This is a genomic window from Acidovorax sp. CF316 (assembly GCF_000276605.1).
Taxonomy (GTDB): domain Bacteria; phylum Pseudomonadota; class Gammaproteobacteria; order Burkholderiales; family Burkholderiaceae_C; genus Acidovorax.
Genome location: NZ_AKJX01000207.1, coordinates 100,835 through 118,161 on the forward strand (window position 1 = coordinate 100,835; position 17,327 = coordinate 118,161).

The window sequence follows — 17,327 nt, forward strand, 5'->3', positions numbered from 1 at the left end:
ACACCCAATACCCACACCACGGGTTGCTGGCAGACGAGGCCCAAGCCGCATGGATGCTGGGTTTTCGCGCTGCCAGCGCTCCCATGCTGCGGCTGGCACGGGCATTGCGCCCATCTACTGCTGCAGGCCCGCCGACAGGGCCTGGCACAACCCAACCACCGCAGGAGACAAACGCATGAACATGGCAGAAATCGCGAGCCTCGGCATCGCCAACCCTTACAAGAAGCAGTACGGCAACTACATCGGCGGCCAGTGGGTGGCCCCCATCGACGGACAGTATTTCGAGAACAGCTCGCCCATCAACGGCCAGGTGTTCACCGCCATCCCGCGCTCCAACGACAAGGACATCAACGCCGCGCTGGACGCCGCCCACAAGGCGAAAACGGCCTGGGGCAAGACCTCGACCACCGACCGCGCCAACATCCTGCTCAAGATCGCCGACCGCATGGAGGCCAACCTCTTGACCATCGCCGTGGCCGAGACCATCGACAACGGCAAGCCGCTGCGCGAGACCATGGCGGCCGACATCCCGCTGGCCATCGACCACTTCCGCTACTTCGCGGGCTGCATCCGTGCGCAGGAAGGCGGCATCAGCGAGATCGACCACGACACCATGGCCTACCACTTCCACGAGCCCCTGGGCGTGGTCGGGCAGATCATCCCTTGGAACTTCCCGATCCTGATGGCGGTGTGGAAGCTGGCCCCGGCCCTGGCCGCCGGCAACTGCGTGGTGCTCAAGCCGGCCGAGCAGACGCCCGCCTCCATCCTGGTGCTGCTGGAGATCGTGGCCGACCTGCTGCCGCCCGGCGTGCTCAACGTCGTCAACGGCTTCGGCCTGGAAGCCGGCAAGCCCCTGGCCAGCAGCCCGCGCATCGCCAAGATCGCCTTCACGGGCGAAACCACCACAGGCCGGCTGATCATGCAGTACGCCAGCCAGAACATCATCCCCGTGACGCTGGAGCTGGGCGGCAAGAGCCCCAACGTGTTCTTCGAGGACGTGATGGACGCCGACGACGGCTTCTTCGACAAGGCGCTCGAAGGCTTTGCCATGTTCGCGCTGAACCAGGGCGAAGTCTGCACCTGCCCGAGCCGCGCGCTGGTCCAGGAGTCGATCTACGAGCGCTTCATGGAGCGCGCCCTGAAGCGCGTGGGCGCCATCAAGCAGGGCCACCCGCTGGACAAGAGCACCATGATCGGCGCGCAGGCATCGCAGGAGCAGCTCGAGAAGATCCTCTCGTACCTGGACCTGGGCAAGCAGGAGGGCGCGCAGTGCCTGATCGGCGGCGAACGCAACCACCTCGCGGGCGACCTGGCCGGCGGCTACTACATCCAGCCGACCGTGTTCAAGGGCCACAACAAGATGCGCATCTTCCAGGAGGAGATCTTCGGCCCCGTGCTGTCGGTCACCACCTTCAAGACCGAAGAGGAAGCCCTGGAGATCGCCAACGACACGCTCTACGGCCTGGGCGCCGGGGTGTGGAGCCGCGACGGCAACCGCGCCTTCCGCATGGGCAGGGGCATCCAGGCCGGGCGCGTGTGGACCAACTGCTACCACCAGTACCCGGCGCACGCAGCCTTCGGCGGCTACAAGCAGTCGGGCATCGGCCGCGAGAACCACAAGATGATGCTGGACCACTACCAGCAGACCAAGAACCTGCTGGTGAGCTACACGCAGGCGCCGCTCGGGTTCTTTTGAACCCGAACCGGACGACGCCATGCAGGCAAGCCTTGCAGCACCCGAGCGCGTCACAGCCACGCCCGAGGCCCTGGAACTGATCGCGCGGCTGCATGCGCAGCATGGCCCACTGATGTTCCACCAGTCGGGCGGCTGCTGCGATGGCAGCGCCCCCATGTGCTTTGCGCGCGGCGAGTTCCTGGTGGGCGACTCCGACGTGCTGCTGGGGCACATCGGGAGCGAGCCCTTCTACATGAGCCGCCCGCAGTTCGCGGTGTGGGAGCACACCCAGATCACCGTGGACGTGGTGCCCGGCGGGGGCGGCATGTTCTCGCTGGAGCGGCCCACGGGGCTTCGCTTTCTGATCCGTTCGCGGCTGTTCAACGACGAAGAGTCGCAGGCACTGAGGCTGCGCCCGGTGGCTTGACGCCAATCCCCCTGGCGCGCGCTGCGGCGCAGGGGGATTTCATCTTTCCGGCCAGGCCGCCATGGCGGTCCGGGCCATGTCTTCCAGGTCCGCCAGGTCCGCGCCATCACGCCCCTGGATGGCCATGCCCTGCACCACGCCCAGGTAGAAGCGCGCCAGGCGGTCGATGCTGCTGGAGGGTGGCAGCTCACCCGTAGTCACCGCCCGCTGGAGCCCAGCGCGCAGTTTGGCCAATGAGCCCTCGCGGGCGTGCCGGGCGGTATCGGGCGAGCCGCCCGGGCACTCCTCGCCCGTGGCCAGCGTCACCATGCAGCCCGAAGGCATGTCGTCGCGGCCGGCCACCACCTGGGCTGCCGCCAGCAGCACCTTCTGCATGCCCGCCCGCACCGTGGGGCCGTCATCGATGCGGTCCCAGATCAGTTCGTTGGCGGCCGCGCTGTAGCGGTCGATGGCTTCGGCATACAGCGCCTCCTTGCTGCCGAACGCTGCGTACAGGCTGGGCGAGCGGATGCCCATGGCTGCGCACAGGTCGTTCATCGAGGTGGCCAGGAAGCCCTGGCGCCAGAAAACCTCCACGGCCGCCTGCAGGGCGGCATCGCGGTCGAACGCTCTCGGTCGGCCCAGAACCGGCATGGAATCCATCCTTTCGTCATTTTTGTGTTGATCGACACAATAAATCGATTGACAGCAAAGATCAATGCCGCAATCATTCTGTGTCGATCAACACAGAAAGGTAATTCATGCTGCTTTCCAACAAACGCGCCCTCGTCACGGGGGCCAGCCGCGGTATTGGCGCCGCGATTGCAAAGACCCTGGCCGCCGAGGGCGCCGACGTCGCCATCACCTATGAAAAGTCGGCCGACCTGGCTGCTGGCGTCGTCCGCGAGATCGAGGCCTTGGGGCGACGAGGCACCGCCATCCAGGCCGACAGTGCCGACGCTGCGGCCGTGCAGGCCTCGGTACAGAAGGCGGTGGCCTTCCTGGGCGGCATCGACATCCTGGTCAACAACGCGGGCATCTTCCACATGGGCCCGGTCAAGGACGCCGTGCTGACGGACATCGACGCGATCCTGAACGTGAACGTGCGCGCGCCGGTCATCGCCAGCCAGGCGGCCATTCCCCACCTGGGCCAGGGCGGGCGCATCATCCACATCGGCAGCTGGTTCGCCGAGCAGGTGCAGTGGCCGGGCTTGAGCATCTACGCGATGTCCAAGTCCGCACTGGCCTCGTTCACCAAGGGCCTGGCGCGCGAGCTCGGGCCCGAGGGGATCACCGTGAACCTGGTGCAGCCGGGCGCCATCGACACCGACATGAACCCGGCCGCCGGGCCGCTGTCCGACCTGATCCGCAAGCCCATCGCCGTCGGCAAGTACGGCAGCGGCGAGGACATCGCCCACGCCGTGGCCTTCCTCGCGAGCGCCAAGGCGCAGTACATCACCGGCACTGCGCTCACGGTCGACGGCGGTATGCTCGCGTAAAGACTTACTGGAGGAGACCCCTTGACCGCACCCGCAACCACTTTCCGCACGCTGCATGCCAGCCCGACCCTGCTGCGCCTGCCCAATGCCTGGGATGCCGCCAGCGCCCGGCTCTTCGAGAGCCTGGGTGCGACGGCCATCGCCACGACCAGTGCCGGTGTGGCCTGGTCCCAGGGCTACCCTGACGGCTACGCCATGCCCGTCGACGTGGTGCTGGCGTACGCGAAGAACCTGGTGCGGGTGCTCAAGGTGCCCCTGTCGGTGGACATGGAAGACGGCTATTCCGACGACCCGGCCCAGGTCGCCGACCTGGCTGCGCGCCTGGCGGGCGAAGGCGTTGCGGGCATCAACCTCGAAGACGGACGCAAGCCCCCCGAGCTGCTGGCGCGCAAGGCCGAGGCGATCCGCGAGCGGCTGGCCAAGGACGGGCTGGACCTCTTCGTCAATGCGCGCACGGACGTGGTGCTGCAGCGCCTGGTCGATGAGGGCAGCCAGGCAGGTGAAGCCATCGCACGCGGCCAGCTGTACCGCAAGGCGGGCGTCGACGGCCTGTTCGTCCCCGGGCTCACCGATGCTGGGCAGATCAAGGCCATCGTGGCCGGTGTCGACCTGCCGCTGAACCTGATGGCCTGGGGCGGCCTGGCCAACGCCACGCAACTGCAGGCCCTGGGCGTGAGGCGGCTCAGCGCGGGCTCCGGCATCCCGCAGGTGCTGTGGGGGCAGGCCGCGAAGCTGGCGACGGATTTCCTGCAGGGCGGCGAATCGGACAAGCTGCAGGGGCAGATCCCCTATGCGCAGATGCAGGGCCTGTTCAGCTGACCTGGACAGCGATCACGCGGCTTGGGCGCGCAGGTACCGGTACACGGTATTGCGCGACACGCCCAGCGCACGCGCCACGGCCGACACATTGCCGCCCTGCGCGGCCAGGGCCTGGGCGATGGCGGCGGCGGTGATGGCCTGCAGGGGCTGCGCAGCCGGTGCCGCTGCAGGCCCCGGGGGCATGGCGGCAACCTCTTCGCACTCTTCCAGAAAATCCTCGGGCAGGTGCTCGCGCCGGATGACCGTATCGCCCTCGGCCATCAGCGCCGCCGTGCGCAGCACATTGGTCAGCTGGCGCAGGTTGCCCGGCCAGGCGCAGCGCGCGAAAAGATCCATGACCTCAGGGCACACGGGCAGCGGTGGCGAGCCGCCGTCGGCCCCTGACTGCTGGATGCGTTGCACGATGGCCGCCAGGTCGCTGCGCTCGCGCAGCGCGGGCAGGCGCACCACCAGGCCGTTGAGGCGGTAGTACAGGTCCTGGCGGAAGCTGCCCTCAGCCATCATCTCGCGCAGGTTGCGGTGGGTGGCGCAGACCACCTGGATGTCCACTTCGACCTGGCGCGTGCCGCCCAACGGGGCCACGCTGCGCTCCTGCAGCACGCGCAGCAGGCGGGCCTGCAGGGCCAGGGGCATGTCGCCGATCTCGTCGAGAAACAAGGTGCCGCCATGGGCCTGCACGATCTTGCCCGGGCTGCCCTTGCGCCGCGCGCCGGTGAAGGCCCCCTCCTCGTAGCCGAACAGCTCCGACTCGATCAGCGACTCGGGGATGGACGCGCAATTCACCGCCACGAAGGGCGCCTGGCGCCGTGGCCCGTCGTGGTGGATGGCACGGGCCAGCAGTTCCTTGCCGGTGCCGGTCTCGCCCTGGATCAGCGTGGCGATGTCGCGGCCCAGCAGCTTGGTGACGCGGGCTATGGCCAGGGCCAGCACGGGGTCACCGGTGTTGAGGTAGCGCAGGCCCGAGAGCCCGGAGGATCGGGCGGCGGCGCGCGCGGGTTCGGCCGGCCGGCCCGCGACCCACAGGCGCTCGGCCTGCGGCCGGTACGCGGGCCGGGCCATCACCGTCACGCCGCCCGGCAGGCGCAGCGTGAGCAACTCCGCGTGCCCCCTGCGGCAGTGGTCGAGCACCTGGCCCATGTCCACGCCGAACAGCGAGCCAAAGGTGTGGGCCTGCAGCGCGCTGTGCGACAGGCCCAGCTGGAACTGGCCGCTGCGGTTGGCCGAGAGAAAGCGCCCGTCGGGGCTGAAAGCGGCCAGGCCCTCGACCAGCGTGCCCAGGAACTCCGGCCGGGCATGGAAGTGCAGGCGCACCGCGTCCTCGTGCACCTGGTTCCAGAGGTGGTTTTCCACCATCTGGGCGGACATGCGCACCAGGGCCATGGTGTGCTTGCTCTGGCTGCGGTGGTCGCCGCTCACGTCCAGCGCGCCCAGCGCCCTGCCCTGCGGGTCGAGGATGGGCACGCACGAGCAGGTGAGGAACTGGTTGGCACGCAGGTAGTGCTGGCCGGCGTGCACCTGCACGGCCTGGCCCAGGGCCAGTGCGGTGCCGATGGCATTGGTGCCCTTGCGCTCCTCGGTCCACACCCCGCCGGGGCGCAGGGCCACGCGGTCGGCCCGGGCCACGAAATCGTCGTCGCCCAGGGCGTGCAGGATCACGCCCTCGGGATCGGTCAGCAGCACCATGCTGTGGGTGCCCGCGATCTGGTGGTAGAGCGTCTCCATCACCGGCAGCGCATGGTCGGCCAGGGTGCGGTTGCGCTGCAGCGCACAGCGCAGGTCGGCGCTGGCCAGGGGCATGGCATCCATGGCGTCCTGCGCGCGCAGGCCGAAGGCGGCCGAACGCGCATGGGCGTGGGGGATCAGGTCGCGCGGCGCCGCCAGGGCGGTTGGCTCCAGGTGCATGGGCTTGTCTCCTTGCGGCCGGGGCAGTCAGTGCCACCCGGCATTTCAGGAAACCTTAGCACGCCCAGCTTGGCGCCAGCTTGCACGGCAAGCCGGCGCAAGGGGTTTTCAAGCGAGTGCCTGCGCGAAATCCGCCTGCAGGTCTTCGAACTCTTCGAGCCCCAGCGACAGGCGGATCATGCCGTCGCCAATGCCCATTTTGGCGCGCACGGCCGGGCCTGCCTCCCAGAAGATGGTGTGCGCCACCGGGATGATGAGCGTGCGCGTGTCGGCCAGGCCCGTGGCCTTGATCGGCAGTTGCAAGCGGTTGCAAAAAGCCAGGCATTGGTCGGCATCGCGCAGCTCGAAGGCCAGCAGCCACGAGCCGGCCTTGAAATGCTTGCGCGCAATGGCGTGCTGCGGGTGCGATTCGAGCATCGGGTAGTGCACTCGGGCAATCGCGGGGTGCTGCTCCAACCACCGGGCCAGGGCCAGGGCCGTGGTGCTGGTGCGATCCATGCGCAGGGCCAGGGTCTCGGCACCCAGCGCCAGCTGGTGCGCAGCCTGCGACGAGAGCATGCCGCCCATGTCGCGCAGGCCCTTCTTGCGGATCTGCTGCAGGCCCCAGCCCTTGGCGTCGCCCTTGCGGTAGGGCGCGAAGATGTTGGGGTAGCTGCTCCAGTCGAACAGGCCGGTGTCGGTGACCGCACCGCCCAGCGCATCGCCCAGGCCGCCGATGCTCTTGGTCAGCGAGTTGACGACCAGGCCCGCGCCCACGGTCACGGGGCGAAACAGGTAGGGCGAGGCCACGGTGTTGTCCACCACGTAGAGCAGGCCGCGCTCCTTGCACAGGGTGCCGATGGCTTCGAGGTCGGGGATCTGCGTGCCGGGGTTGGCAATGGTCTCCACGAACACCATGCGCGTGTTGGGGCGCACGGCGGCCGCGACCTGGGCCGCATCGGTCACGTCCACCATGGTCACCTCGATGCCCAGGTCGGCCAGGGTACCGAAGACGCTGTTGGTGTTGCCGAAGACAAATTGGCTGGCCAGCAGGTGGTCGCCCGCCTTGAGCAGGGTCAGGAACACCGCGCAGACGGCCGCCATGCCGGTGGAGAACACGATGCTGCCCTGGCCGCGCTCCATCTGCGTGACCTTGGCCTCCAGCGCCGCCGTGGTGGGCGTGCCCTGGCGCGCGTAGTTGAAGCCGCCCTTGAGCGTGCCCTGGAACACGCCGATCAGGTCTTCCACCTTGTCGTAGCCGTACTGCACCGAGGTGTGGATGGGTTGGTGCACCGCGCCGTATTCGGTGCCGGCCAGGCGGTCGGCGTGCACGATCTGGGTGGTGAACTGGCGGGTGGGCTTGTCGTTGCTGCTGCTCATGGGAATGCGGGCTTGCTGCTCTGCGGAATCGGGGAAAACAAAAACTCAGCGCTCGGGCGCTATCTGCTCGGCGTAATCGTACAGCGCGCCGAGGATGTCCTGGGTGCGGTCGTCATCGGCGGTCTCCGACAGGTTGTCGATCTCGGTGAACAGCTGCTCCACCGTGCGGGCGCCGCCGGCGCCATCAAACAGGCAGGCGGCGCGGTGCTTCTCCCAGCGCTCGTGCTCTTCGGGCGTGAGCGTCTGGGGGAAGTTGCGGGCACGGTAGCGCCAGACCAGCTCCTTCAGGCGCGGGTCGTCGAACGACAGGCGCGTGCGCGCCAGCTTCTCGCCGCTCATGGCGCGCATGTCGGTGAGCTGGCGCCGGTCACCGTTGCCCACGAAGCCGCCGTACAGGTCCTGGTCCACGTCGGGCGTGGGCTCTTCGGGGCGGGCAAACACCTGGGGCCAGATGCCGCTCATGTCGGGCAGCACGCGCGCGATCTCGGCGTGCTGCGCGGCCTGGGGCAGGTCCATGTTCCAGTGCCTGGCGCGCTCGGCCGTGAGGGTGTTCACATTGCCCACCACCATGGGCGACTTGTTCAGGTGGATGGTCTTGATCGGCAGGCGAGTCACGCCCTCGGGCAGGTCGGCCGCGCGCGAGAACATGCGCAGGCGGATCTCCTCCACGCCCATGCTGGCCAGCGGCGTCGGGTCGTGCGCCAGGTCCCAGGCGATCAGTTCGTTCTTGTTGGTCGGGTGGCTGGCCAGCGGCCACATCACGGCCAGGCAGCCGCGCTCCACCGGGAACATGCCAGACACGTGCAGGAAGGGCTTGGCCGTGATGGCCGTGGCCGGCAGGCGCAGCTCGGCGGCCACGCGGTCCTTCTTGTGCAGGCTGAGCGCGAAGTCGAAGAGCTTGGTGTTGTGCTGGCGGATGAGCCGCGCCAGGGCAATGGTGGCGCGCACGTCCGACAGGGCGTCGTGCGCGGCCTCGTGCAGCAGGCCGTTGGCCTTGGAGAGGTGCTCGAGCTTGAAGCTCGGCGCGCCGTCTTCCTTCTTGGGCCAGGTGATGCCGTCCGGGCGCAGGGCGTAGGTCATGCGCACCACGTCGAGCAGGTCCCAGCGGCCGCACTGGTTCTGCCACTCGCGCGCATAGGGGTCGATCAGGTTGCGCCAGAACATGAAGCGCGTGATCTCGTCGTCGAAGCGGATGGTGTTGTAGCCCACGCCGATGGTGCCGGGGCGGGCCAGTTCGGCCTCGATGCGGGCGGCGAAGGCGTGCTCGGGCATGCCCTGCTCCAGGCACTGCTGGGGCGTGATGCCGGTGATCAGGCACGAGACCGGGTCGGGCAGGTAGTCGCTGGCGGGCTGGCAGAAGATGTTCAGCGGCTCGCCGATCTCGTTGAGGTCGGCATCGGTGCGGATGGCGGCGAACTGCGCGGGCCGGTCGCGCCGCGTGTTGGCCCCGAAGGTTTCGTAGTCGTGCCAGAGAAAGGTATGCATGAAATGAAATTGCTACGGTCAGAAACACCAGAACCCGCAAGTATGCCGGGCACGGGACAATGGGGAATGCCCATTTCGCTTGCCCCCCATTTTGCCCGCCGCGTCCTGCATGCCGCACCCCGCCCCGCCCTGACCGCTTTGGCCATGGCCTGCGCCCTCGCCTTGCCAGGCTGCGCCACACCGCCCGCACCCATCCCGCCTGCAGCGGCGCCCGCACCACGGCCGCCCGTTGCACCGGTGGCACCCGCCCCGGTCACCAGCCCCACGCCCCAGGATACCGAGCAGGCCGGTTTTGCCGCCTGGATCGCCGGCTTCTCGCGCGAGGCCCTGGCCGCCGGCATCCGGCCGGCCACCGTGCAGCAGGTGCTGGCCCATGCCACGCTGCAGCCGCGCGTGATCGAGCTCGACCGCGCCCAGCCCGAATTCAACCGCACGCCCTGGGCCTACCTCGACAGTGCGGTATCGGCCCAGCGCATCGCCCAGGGCCAGGCCAAGCGGGCCGAGCACCAGGCGGCCATCGACGCCGCGGCCACGCGCTACGGCGTGCCCTCCTCCATCATCACGGCCATCTGGGGCATGGAGAGCAACTACGGCAGCAACTTCGGCAACTTCCGCGCGGTGGATGCGCTGGCCACGCTGGGTTTCGAGGGCCGCCGTGCGGCCTGGGCACGCAGCGAATTGCTGGCCGCGCTGCGCATCCTGGACCAGGGCGACATCAGCGACGAGCGCATGGTGGGCTCCTGGGCCGGTGCCATGGGCAACACGCAGTTCCTGCCCTCGGTCTTCCTGGCCTATGCGGTCGATGCCGACGGCGACGGCCACCGCGATATCTGGGGCAGCATCCCGGATGTGGCAGCCTCCACCGCCAACTTCCTCGCGCGCATGGGCTGGCAGGCCGGCCAGCCCTGGGGCGTGGAGGTGCGGCTGCCGCCGGGTTTCGACTACGCCCGTGCCGAGCAGAATGTGCGGCAGACCGCTGCCCAGTGGGCCGCGGAAGGCGTGCAGGGCATGGACGGCCAGCCCCTGCCCGCGCTGGACGCCGCGTCCATCGCCACGCCGGCCGGCGCGCGCGGCCCGGCCTTCCTGGTGGGGCCCAACTTCCGCACCATCCTGCGCTACAACAACTCGGTGAGCTATGCGCTGGCCGTGGGCCTGCTGGCGCGCCAGATCGATGGCGGCAGTGGCGTAGCCGGTGCCTGGCCGCGCGACCTCGCTCCCCTGTCGCGCAGCCAGATGCAGCAGTTGCAGGCGCAGCTCAACCAGCGCGGCTTCAACGCCGGAACCCCCGATGGCGTGATGGGCCCGGCCACGCGTGCCGGGCTGCGCCAGTACCAGCAGAGCGTGGGGATGGTGGCCGATGGCTACCCGACCACCGAGCTGCTGCAGCGGCTGGCTGCGCCCTGATGCGAAGGCCCTGCCCCGCGGGTCACTCGGCCAGGAAAGCGCATCTGCGCGAATGCTGCGCGATGAGCCAGGCCCGCGGATCCTTGGCCGACCCGCGCGTGGCGATGTTCAACGCGCCTTGGCCTGCACGGTCTGGCTGATCCCCACCTCGCGCGCCACATAGGCGTACTGGCGGCTGTGGATGTCGGCCACGGCCCAGGCGCTGGCCTTCACCTGCTTGGCGGCGGCGCATTTGGAGACCCGGGGGTCCGGGCCTGAACTCGCCGTCACGGCCTGCATGAGCGTGGACACGTGCGGTTGCTTGGCCTTCTCGAGCTCCCAGTAGCCTGCAGAGCTGTAGGCCTTGCGCAGCATCTCGGCCTGCTGCTCCTGCGACCAGCCGCGCGTGGCCCCGCTGGCCTTGAGCTGGGATTCCAGGCGCGCCCGGTTGCGCAGCGGCCCATCACCCACGGTCTTGAGCGCGGCATCGATCTCGGCCTGTGCCGCGGTGAACCGGGCCCCCACACTGCATTCGGTCGGGCTCGCATGCGCGCCCCATGCCAGGGTGGATCCCAGCAGCAGCAACGATGCGGTGAATCGGGTCAGTGCCATGGTATCGGTGCCTCGGCGAAAGAAGGGGCCGCGCGGGAGCGGCCGAATCGCCCAATGTAGCGCGCACTCCACGCGGCGCCAAGGCCCGGCAGGCCCCAGGGGTCGCATACCGCGCCCGGGTGATGCGCAAACCAGACACTCCCGCCGGCCAGCCCGGTCCGTGGGGGCTTGCGCTGGCCCGCCCTGCGCGGTCGCCCGCCAGGCCGTAACATGCCGCCTTTGCCCTGCGCTGCTGCTGCCCATGCCCCTGCTCGACCCCGCCCTGATCCGCGACTGGCACGCCCATGTCTACTTCGACGCCGAGAGCCGCGACACGGCCTGGGCACTGCGCGAGACCATCGCGCGCGAACTGGCGGGCCGGGTGGAGATCGGCCGTTTCCACGAGCGGCCCGTGGGCCCGCACCCGATGTGGAGCTACCAGCTCGCGTTCGGCCCGGCCGACTGCACCCACGTGCTGGGCTGGCTGGCACTCAACCACGGCGCGCTCGACGTGTTCGCCCACCCCAACACCGGGGACGGCCTGCGCGACCACCGCGATTGCGCCCTCTGGCTCGGGCACTCGCACACGCTGAACCTGGCGGGCTTTACCGGCTGAGCCAGCCCGGTCCATGAAAAAAGCCCACCGAGTGGTGGGCTTGGGCTGGCTGCAGCACCGCTGGACGGTGCGGCGCCGGGGAGGATCAGCGTTCCAAGGCCAGGGACACGCCCATGCCGCCGCCGATGCACAGCGCAGCCACACCCTTCTTGGCGTCGCGGCGCTGCATTTCGTGCAGCAGGGTCACCAGGATGCGGCAGCCCGATGCACCGATGGGGTGGCCGATGGCGATGGCGCCACCGTTGACGTTGACCTTGGCCGGATCGATCTCCAGCTCCTTGTTCACGGCGCAGGCCTGGGCGGCGAAGGCTTCGTTGAGCTCGAACAGGTCCACGTCGGCAGCGCTCCAACCGGCGCGCTGCAGGGCCTTGCGCGTGGCCGACACCGGTCCCATGCCCATGGTGGCGGGGTCCAGGCCGGTGGTGCCGAAGGAGGCGATGCGCGCCAGGGGCTTGAGGCCCAGGGCTGCGGCCTTCTTGGCGCTCATGACCACCACGGCGGCGGCGCCGTCGTTCAGGCCCGAGGCATTGCCGGCCGTCACGCTGCCGGCCTTGTCGAAGGCGGGGCGCAGGCCGGCCAGGGCTTCGGCATTGGTCTTGCGGTTGAGGTACTCGTCGGTGTTGAAGAAGATCGGGTCGCCCTTCTTCTGCGCCAGGGCCACGTCCACGATCTCGTAGGCGAACTTGCCGGCGTCCTGCGCGGCAGCGGCCTTGAGCTGGCTGTTCAGGGCCAGGGCGTCCTGCTGCTCGCGGGTGATGCTGTACTGCTTGGCCACGTTCTCGGCCGTGATGCCCATGTGGTACTGGTTGTACACGTCCCACAGGCCGTCCACGATCATGGTGTCGACCAGCTTCCAGTCGCCCATGCGCTGGCCGTCGCGCGAGCCGGGCAGCACATGGGGTGCCAGGCTCATGCTTTCCTGGCCGCCGGCCACCACGATCTCGCTGTCACCCCAGGCCACGGCCTGGGCCGCCAGCATCACGGCCTTGAGGCCGGAGCCGCAGACGGCGTTGATGGTGAGCGCAGGCGTCTCTTGCGCCACGCCAGCCTTCATCGACGCCTGGCGCGCGGGGTTCTGGCCCACGCCGGCCGTCAGCACCTGGCCCATGATGACCTCACCCACCTGGCCGGCCGACAGGCCGGCGCGCGTGATGGCTTCGCGGATCACGATCGAGCCCAGCTCGGTCGCGGGCACCTTTGCCAGTGCGCCGCCAAACTTGCCCACCGCGGTACGGGTGGCCGAAACGATGACGATGTCTTCCATGGAATGTCCTTCTTTTCTGGAGGTGGATGTCTTGGGTTGGATTGTCTCAGGTCAGCCGGTCACGCCTTCTGCTGGACGTAGCGGCCGGGGGCCGGCTCGATGGCCTTGAACTTCGTGCCCTTGCCATAGCCCTTGGGCGCGGCGACCTGCTTGCCGGCATGGCCCTTGAGCCAGCCGGACCAGTCAGTCCACCAACTGCCGGGGTGTTCGGTGGCACCTTGCAGCCATTGGTCGAGCGTGCCGGGGAACTTGCCGTCGGCACGGATCCAGTGGCTGCGCTTGCCCTTGGCGGGCGGGTTGATGACGCCCGCGATGTGGCCCGAGGCCCCCATCACGAAGCGCTTCTTGCCCGGCAGCACCTGGGTCGAGGCGTAGGCCGCCGTGGCGGGCACGATGTGGTCCTCGCGCGAGCCGTAGATGTAGGTGGGCAGCGTGAGCTGGCCGAGGTCCATCTTCTCGCCGCAGACGGTGAGCTTGCCGGGCTTGACGAGGTTGTTCTCGAGGTAGAAGTTGCGCAGGTACCAGGCGTAGAACGGCCCGGGCAGGTTGGTGCTGTCGCTGTTCCAGTACAGCAGGTCGAACGGCGGCGGCGTCTCGCCCTTGAGGTAGTTGCCCACCACGTAGTTCCACACCAGGTCGTTGGGGCGCAGGAAGCTGAAGGTCGAGGCCAGGTCCTGGCCCTTCATCATGCCGCCGCTGCCCATCTCCATCTCGCGGTACTTCACGAAGTTCTCGTCGATAAAGACGTCGAGGATGCCGGTGTCGGTGAAGTCGATCAGCGTGGTCAGGAAGGTGGCACTGGCCACGGGCTCGTCACCGCGCGCGGCCAGCACGGCCAGGGCGTTGGAGAGGATGGTGCCACCCACGCAGAAGCCGAGCGCATTGATCTGGTCGGCACCGGTGATGTTCTGCACCACGTCGATGGCGGCGATGGCACCGTCTTCGACATAGTTGTCCCAGGTCTTCTTGGCCAGGGCGTCGTCGGGGTTGCGCCAGCTCACCACGAAGGTGCGGTGGCCTTCACTCACCGCATAGCGGATCAGCGAATTCTCGGGCTGCAGGTCGAGGATGTAGAACTTGTTGATGCACGGCGGCACCAGCAGGAAGGGGCGCTCGTAGACCTTGGCCGTGAGGGGTTTGTACTCGAGCAACTGGAACAGCTCGTTCTCGAACACCACCGCGCCCTCGGTGGTGGCCACGTTGCGGCCCACCTCGAACAGGCTTTCGTCGGTCATCGAGACATGGCCCTGCTTCAGGTCGTGCAGCAGGTTCTGCATGCCCTTGGCGATACTTTCACCCTTGGTCTCGATGGCCTTTTTCTGCGCTTCGGCGTTGAAGGCCAGGAAATTGCTGGGCGCCATGGCCGCCATCCACTGCTCCACGCCGAAGCGGATGCGCGCACGGGTCTTCTCGTCGGCTTCCACCGCATCGGCCAGGCCCATCAGGGTGCGGGCATTGAGCAGGTAGGCCGCGGCCGAGAAGGCGGCCACGGGGTTGGCGGCCCAGCCTTCACCGGCAAAGCGCTTGTCCTTGACCTCGGGCTTGCCCTGCAGGCCCTGGGCCCACAAGGCCTTGGCCTCTTCCAGGTATTGCTGCTGCAGGGCCTGCAGCTTGGCAGGCGACAATTGCACAACCGCCGGGGCAGCGGTGCCCGTGGGGGCACCCAGGTCCATTTTCTGGAAGGATTGGACGGCCTGTGCCCAACCTTGACCGAAAATCTGCTGGAACTGCTGGGCGCTCTGGTCCCAGATAGATTCTGAACTCATCCCGTCTCCTATCCCTGTCATGGTGTTCCGGCATCTCGGTGACCTGATTGTTGCCCACCCTGCAGGGGCTGGCAACCCGCAATCCTGTGAAGGGCTGTCAACAACCCTGATCACGCAAACACAATGTACCTGATCGTCATCGCCTGGCTTTACGTCACCCTCATGATGGCCGTGGCCGAAGCCACCAACACCACGGGCACGCTGCTCGGTGCCATCGTCACCTTCGTGCTCTACGGGCTGCTGCCCATGGGGATCCTGGTCTACATCCTGGGCACGCCCTCGCGCAAGCGGGCGCTCAAGCAGCGCGAGCAGGCAGAGCAGGCCGCCTGGGATGCCGAGCAGGCCGCGCAGCGGGCGGCCCAGAAGGACTCAGCCGCGCCAGATGCAGGCGGCGAAACGCCCGCTGCCCCCGAGGACGGCGGTGTCGCGCCGGTGCGAAAAGAACCGTGAGGCATTGCCCACGGTGCACCATGGCGCCGTGCCGTCGTTGCCGTAGACACCATTGATCCCCAGCGCCGCCAGGCGCAGCCGGGCCAGGCCCGCGAGGTCAGCCAGGAACTTGCCCCCGGGCCCGGCCACGAAGCAGGCCTCGGCAGCCGGATCCTGGTCGCAGAATGCGGCGCGCACCTCCGCCCCCACCTCGAAGGCCGAGGGCCCGATGCAGGGCCCGAGCCAGGCGATGACCTCGGCCGCAGGCGCGCCCTGCTCCGCCAGGCTTTTCACGGTGGATTCAAGCACGCCCTGCCCTTGCCCACCCGCCAGGCCACGCCAGCCCGCATGTGCCGCCGCGACCACGCTGCCCGCGCGGTGCGCGAACAGCACGGGCAGGCAGTCGGCCACCATGATGGTGCAGACGGTGCCGGGCGCGGTGGCCACACAGGCATCGGCCGAGGTGGCGTCGGGCGTGGCCAGGTCGATCAACACGGCATCGGTGCCATGTACCTGGTTCAGAAAAACGGCACGTGCGTTCGCCGTGGCGGACTGCAGCACGGACTGCAGCACCTGTCGGTTGGCCTGCACGGCCGCCGCATCGTCGCCCACGTGGGCGCCCAGGTTCATCCGATCGTACGGGGCCGCGCTCACACCGCCGGCACGCGTGGTGCACAGCGCATGCACGCCGGGCGGCGCCGGCCAATCAGGAACCAGCCAGTCGGCCGGCATCGAAGCATGCATGGGGAGCGATCAAGCGCCAGAGGTACCGGCGGGGTCCTTGTGGTGGTAGACGACCTTGGTCAGCAGGCTCATCAGCAGCGCGCTCTCCTCGGCATTCAGGGGGCCCATCAGGCGCTCCTGCACGCGCTGGGCGGCGTCGCGCATCTGCAGCGCGGCGGTTTCGCCCTCGGGGGTGATCCACAGCAGCTTGCGGCGCCGGTCGCGGGTGTCGGCCTCGCGGCGCACCCAGCCGCGCTTTTCGAGCCGGCCGATGACCGAGCCCGAGGTGGCGGCATCGAAGGCTACGCGCGCGGCCAGGGTGACCTGGTCCTCGCCCGGCTGGGCCAGCAGCTCGTGCAGGATGGCAAACTGCACCGGGGTCACGTCGAACCCGGCCGTCTCCTCCATGAAAAGCGCCACGGTCCGCTGGTGCGCGCGGCGCACCAGGTGGCCCGGCGTATTGTGGAAATCGAAGCTCTTTGCCATGGGCGCGAGTGTAGCGCCCCCGCCCCGGCGCCCCGCCACGGCCCTGCCTGGTTTGCCTGCAGGTGGCCCGGGAGCGTGGCACACTGCCAACAGGTACGGTGATGCACAGGCATGGCACCACGGCACCCCCCAACATTCCCCGAAAGGCAGAACATGAGCTATGTGTTTTCTCCCGCTCCGGTGGCCAGCGTCCCCGTGGTGGGCAGCAGCGACCGCTTTCCCGTGCACCGCATCTACTGCGTGGGCCGCAACTACGAAGAGCACGCCAAGGAAATGGGCTTCACCGGCCGCGAGCCGCCCTTCTTCTTCATGAAGCCGGCCGACGCCATCGTCGTCGTCGATGCCGGCCAGACCGGCGAGCTGCCCTACCCCAGCCTCACGGCCAACCTGCACCACGAGATCGAACTGGTGGTCGCCATCGGCAAGGGCGGCAAGGACATCAAGGCCGCCGACGCCTTCTCGCACATCTACGGCTACGCCACGGGCCTGGACATGACGCGCCGCGACCTGCAGAACGACATGAAGAAGCAGGGCCGCCCCTGGTGCATCGGCAAGGGCTTCGACGCCAGCGCCCCCATCGGCCCCATCACACCCGCGGCCCAGGCCGGCGACGTGGCCAAGGCCGGCATCTGGCTGCAGGTCAATGGCACAGACAAGCAGCGCAGCACCGTGGCCCAGCTGATCTGGAACATTGCCGAGACCATCGAGCACCTGTCGGCCGCCTGGGAGCTGCAGCCCGGCGACCTGATCTACACGGGCACGCCCGAAGGCGTGGGCGCCGTGGTGCGCGGCGACACGCTCGAAGGCGGCGTGGACGGCCTCACGGGGATCAAGCTCAAGGTGGTCTGATACGGATTTACATTCGATCGTATAACTAGGCGGGAGCCGCAGACAGTGCTGTAGCACGGCAAGGCGAACCAACGA

General features: G+C 68.6%; 17 protein-coding genes. 8 read left to right on the forward strand and 9 right to left on the reverse strand.

Annotation, left to right across the window (positions count from 1 at the left end; all coding sequences use genetic code 11):
- Window positions 1-175 precede the first annotated feature (175 nt).
- Together adh and PMI14_RS25645 are read left to right on the forward strand one after the other, a co-directional pair.
- Window positions 176-1,696, forward strand: coding sequence for an aldehyde dehydrogenase (gene adh / locus PMI14_RS25640; RefSeq protein WP_007858873.1), 1,521 nt, complete (start codon window positions 176-178; stop codon window positions 1,694-1,696).
- 19 nt (window positions 1,697-1,715) lie between these two features.
- Window positions 1,716-2,102, forward strand: coding sequence for a DUF779 domain-containing protein (locus PMI14_RS25645; RefSeq protein ID WP_007858874.1), 387 nt, complete (start codon window positions 1,716-1,718; stop codon window positions 2,100-2,102).
- A gap of 39 nt (window positions 2,103-2,141) precedes the next feature.
- Here PMI14_RS25645 and PMI14_RS25650 read toward each other — a convergent pair whose 3' ends face one another.
- Window positions 2,142-2,735 carry a TetR/AcrR family transcriptional regulator gene (locus PMI14_RS25650; RefSeq protein ID WP_007858876.1) on the reverse strand — a complete coding sequence of 198 codons (594 nt, stop codon included), beginning with the start codon at window positions 2,733-2,735 and terminating at the stop codon, window positions 2,142-2,144.
- Window positions 2,736-2,842: 107 nt separating this feature from the next.
- Between PMI14_RS25650 and PMI14_RS25655 the strand changes: the two genes are divergently transcribed.
- The gene (locus PMI14_RS25655; protein ID WP_007858879.1) at window positions 2,843-3,580 is read left to right on the forward strand and encodes an SDR family NAD(P)-dependent oxidoreductase; all 738 of its coding nucleotides are present in this window, start codon (window positions 2,843-2,845) and stop codon (window positions 3,578-3,580) included.
- A 21-nt stretch (window positions 3,581-3,601) separates the two neighbouring features.
- Window positions 3,602-4,399 (forward strand): isocitrate lyase/phosphoenolpyruvate mutase family protein, encoded by a 798-nt coding sequence (locus PMI14_RS25660; protein ID WP_007858880.1) that lies wholly within the window; start codon window positions 3,602-3,604, stop codon window positions 4,397-4,399.
- Window positions 4,400-4,411: 12 nt separating this feature from the next.
- Here PMI14_RS25660 and PMI14_RS25665 read toward each other — a convergent pair whose 3' ends face one another.
- From PMI14_RS25665 to sbcB, 3 genes are all read right to left on the reverse strand, one after another.
- Window positions 4,412-6,301 (reverse strand): sigma-54-dependent Fis family transcriptional regulator, encoded by a 1,890-nt coding sequence (locus tag PMI14_RS25665; RefSeq protein WP_007858882.1) that lies wholly within the window; start codon window positions 6,299-6,301, stop codon window positions 4,412-4,414.
- Between the two features lie 108 nt (window positions 6,302-6,409).
- Entirely contained in the window at window positions 6,410-7,660 is a 1,251-nt protein-coding gene (locus PMI14_RS25670) for a cystathionine gamma-synthase family protein (RefSeq protein ID WP_007858884.1), read from the reverse strand.
- Window positions 7,661-7,705: 45 nt separating this feature from the next.
- Complete coding sequence (gene sbcB / locus PMI14_RS25675) at window positions 7,706-9,145, reverse strand: exodeoxyribonuclease I (RefSeq protein WP_007858886.1); 1,440 nt, start codon at window positions 9,143-9,145, stop codon at window positions 7,706-7,708.
- A gap of 66 nt (window positions 9,146-9,211) precedes the next feature.
- Between sbcB and PMI14_RS25680 the strand changes: the two genes are divergently transcribed.
- Window positions 9,212-10,549 carry a lytic murein transglycosylase gene (locus PMI14_RS25680; RefSeq protein ID WP_007858888.1) on the forward strand — a complete coding sequence of 446 codons (1,338 nt, stop codon included), beginning with the start codon at window positions 9,212-9,214 and terminating at the stop codon, window positions 10,547-10,549.
- 108 nt (window positions 10,550-10,657) lie between these two features.
- On the opposite strand, the gene PMI14_RS25685 is transcribed toward PMI14_RS25680, so the two are convergent.
- Complete coding sequence (locus PMI14_RS25685; RefSeq protein WP_007858890.1) at window positions 10,658-11,140, reverse strand: hypothetical protein; 483 nt, start codon at window positions 11,138-11,140, stop codon at window positions 10,658-10,660.
- 241 nt (window positions 11,141-11,381) lie between these two features.
- Here PMI14_RS25685 and PMI14_RS25690 point away from each other — a divergent pair, with 241 nt between their 5' ends.
- The gene (locus tag PMI14_RS25690; RefSeq protein WP_007858891.1) at window positions 11,382-11,735 is read left to right on the forward strand and encodes a DOPA 4,5-dioxygenase family protein; all 354 of its coding nucleotides are present in this window, start codon (window positions 11,382-11,384) and stop codon (window positions 11,733-11,735) included.
- An 85-nt stretch (window positions 11,736-11,820) separates the two neighbouring features.
- On the opposite strand, the gene PMI14_RS25695 is transcribed toward PMI14_RS25690, so the two are convergent.
- Together PMI14_RS25695 and PMI14_RS25700 are read right to left on the reverse strand one after the other, a co-directional pair.
- On the reverse strand, window positions 11,821-12,999 hold the full coding sequence (locus tag PMI14_RS25695; protein ID WP_007858892.1) for an acetyl-CoA C-acetyltransferase: 1,179 nt from the start codon (window positions 12,997-12,999) through the stop codon (window positions 11,821-11,823).
- Window positions 13,000-13,058: 59 nt separating this feature from the next.
- On the reverse strand, window positions 13,059-14,765 hold the full coding sequence (locus PMI14_RS25700; RefSeq protein ID WP_007858893.1) for an alpha/beta hydrolase: 1,707 nt from the start codon (window positions 14,763-14,765) through the stop codon (window positions 13,059-13,061).
- Between the two features lie 123 nt (window positions 14,766-14,888).
- Here PMI14_RS25700 and PMI14_RS25705 point away from each other — a divergent pair, with 123 nt between their 5' ends.
- Window positions 14,889-15,215 carry a hypothetical protein gene (locus PMI14_RS25705; RefSeq protein WP_007858894.1) on the forward strand — a complete coding sequence of 109 codons (327 nt, stop codon included), beginning with the start codon at window positions 14,889-14,891 and terminating at the stop codon, window positions 15,213-15,215.
- Here PMI14_RS25705 and pgeF read toward each other — a convergent pair.
- Entirely contained in the window at window positions 15,135-15,938 is an 804-nt protein-coding gene (pgeF, locus tag PMI14_RS25710; protein WP_035205704.1) for a peptidoglycan editing factor PgeF, read from the reverse strand. The two genes, PMI14_RS25705 and pgeF, sit on opposite strands and share 81 nt — an antisense overlap.
- A 9-nt stretch (window positions 15,939-15,947) precedes the next feature.
- Window positions 15,948-16,403 (reverse strand): MarR family winged helix-turn-helix transcriptional regulator, encoded by a 456-nt coding sequence (locus tag PMI14_RS25715; protein ID WP_007858896.1) that lies wholly within the window; start codon window positions 16,401-16,403, stop codon window positions 15,948-15,950.
- Between the two features lie 153 nt (window positions 16,404-16,556).
- Between PMI14_RS25715 and PMI14_RS25720 the strand changes: the two genes are divergently transcribed.
- Window positions 16,557-17,252: a fumarylacetoacetate hydrolase family protein gene (locus PMI14_RS25720; protein ID WP_007858899.1), complete on the forward strand. Its 696-nt coding sequence runs from the start codon at window positions 16,557-16,559 to the stop codon at window positions 17,250-17,252.
- The last annotated feature ends 75 nt before the right edge of the window (window positions 17,253-17,327 follow it).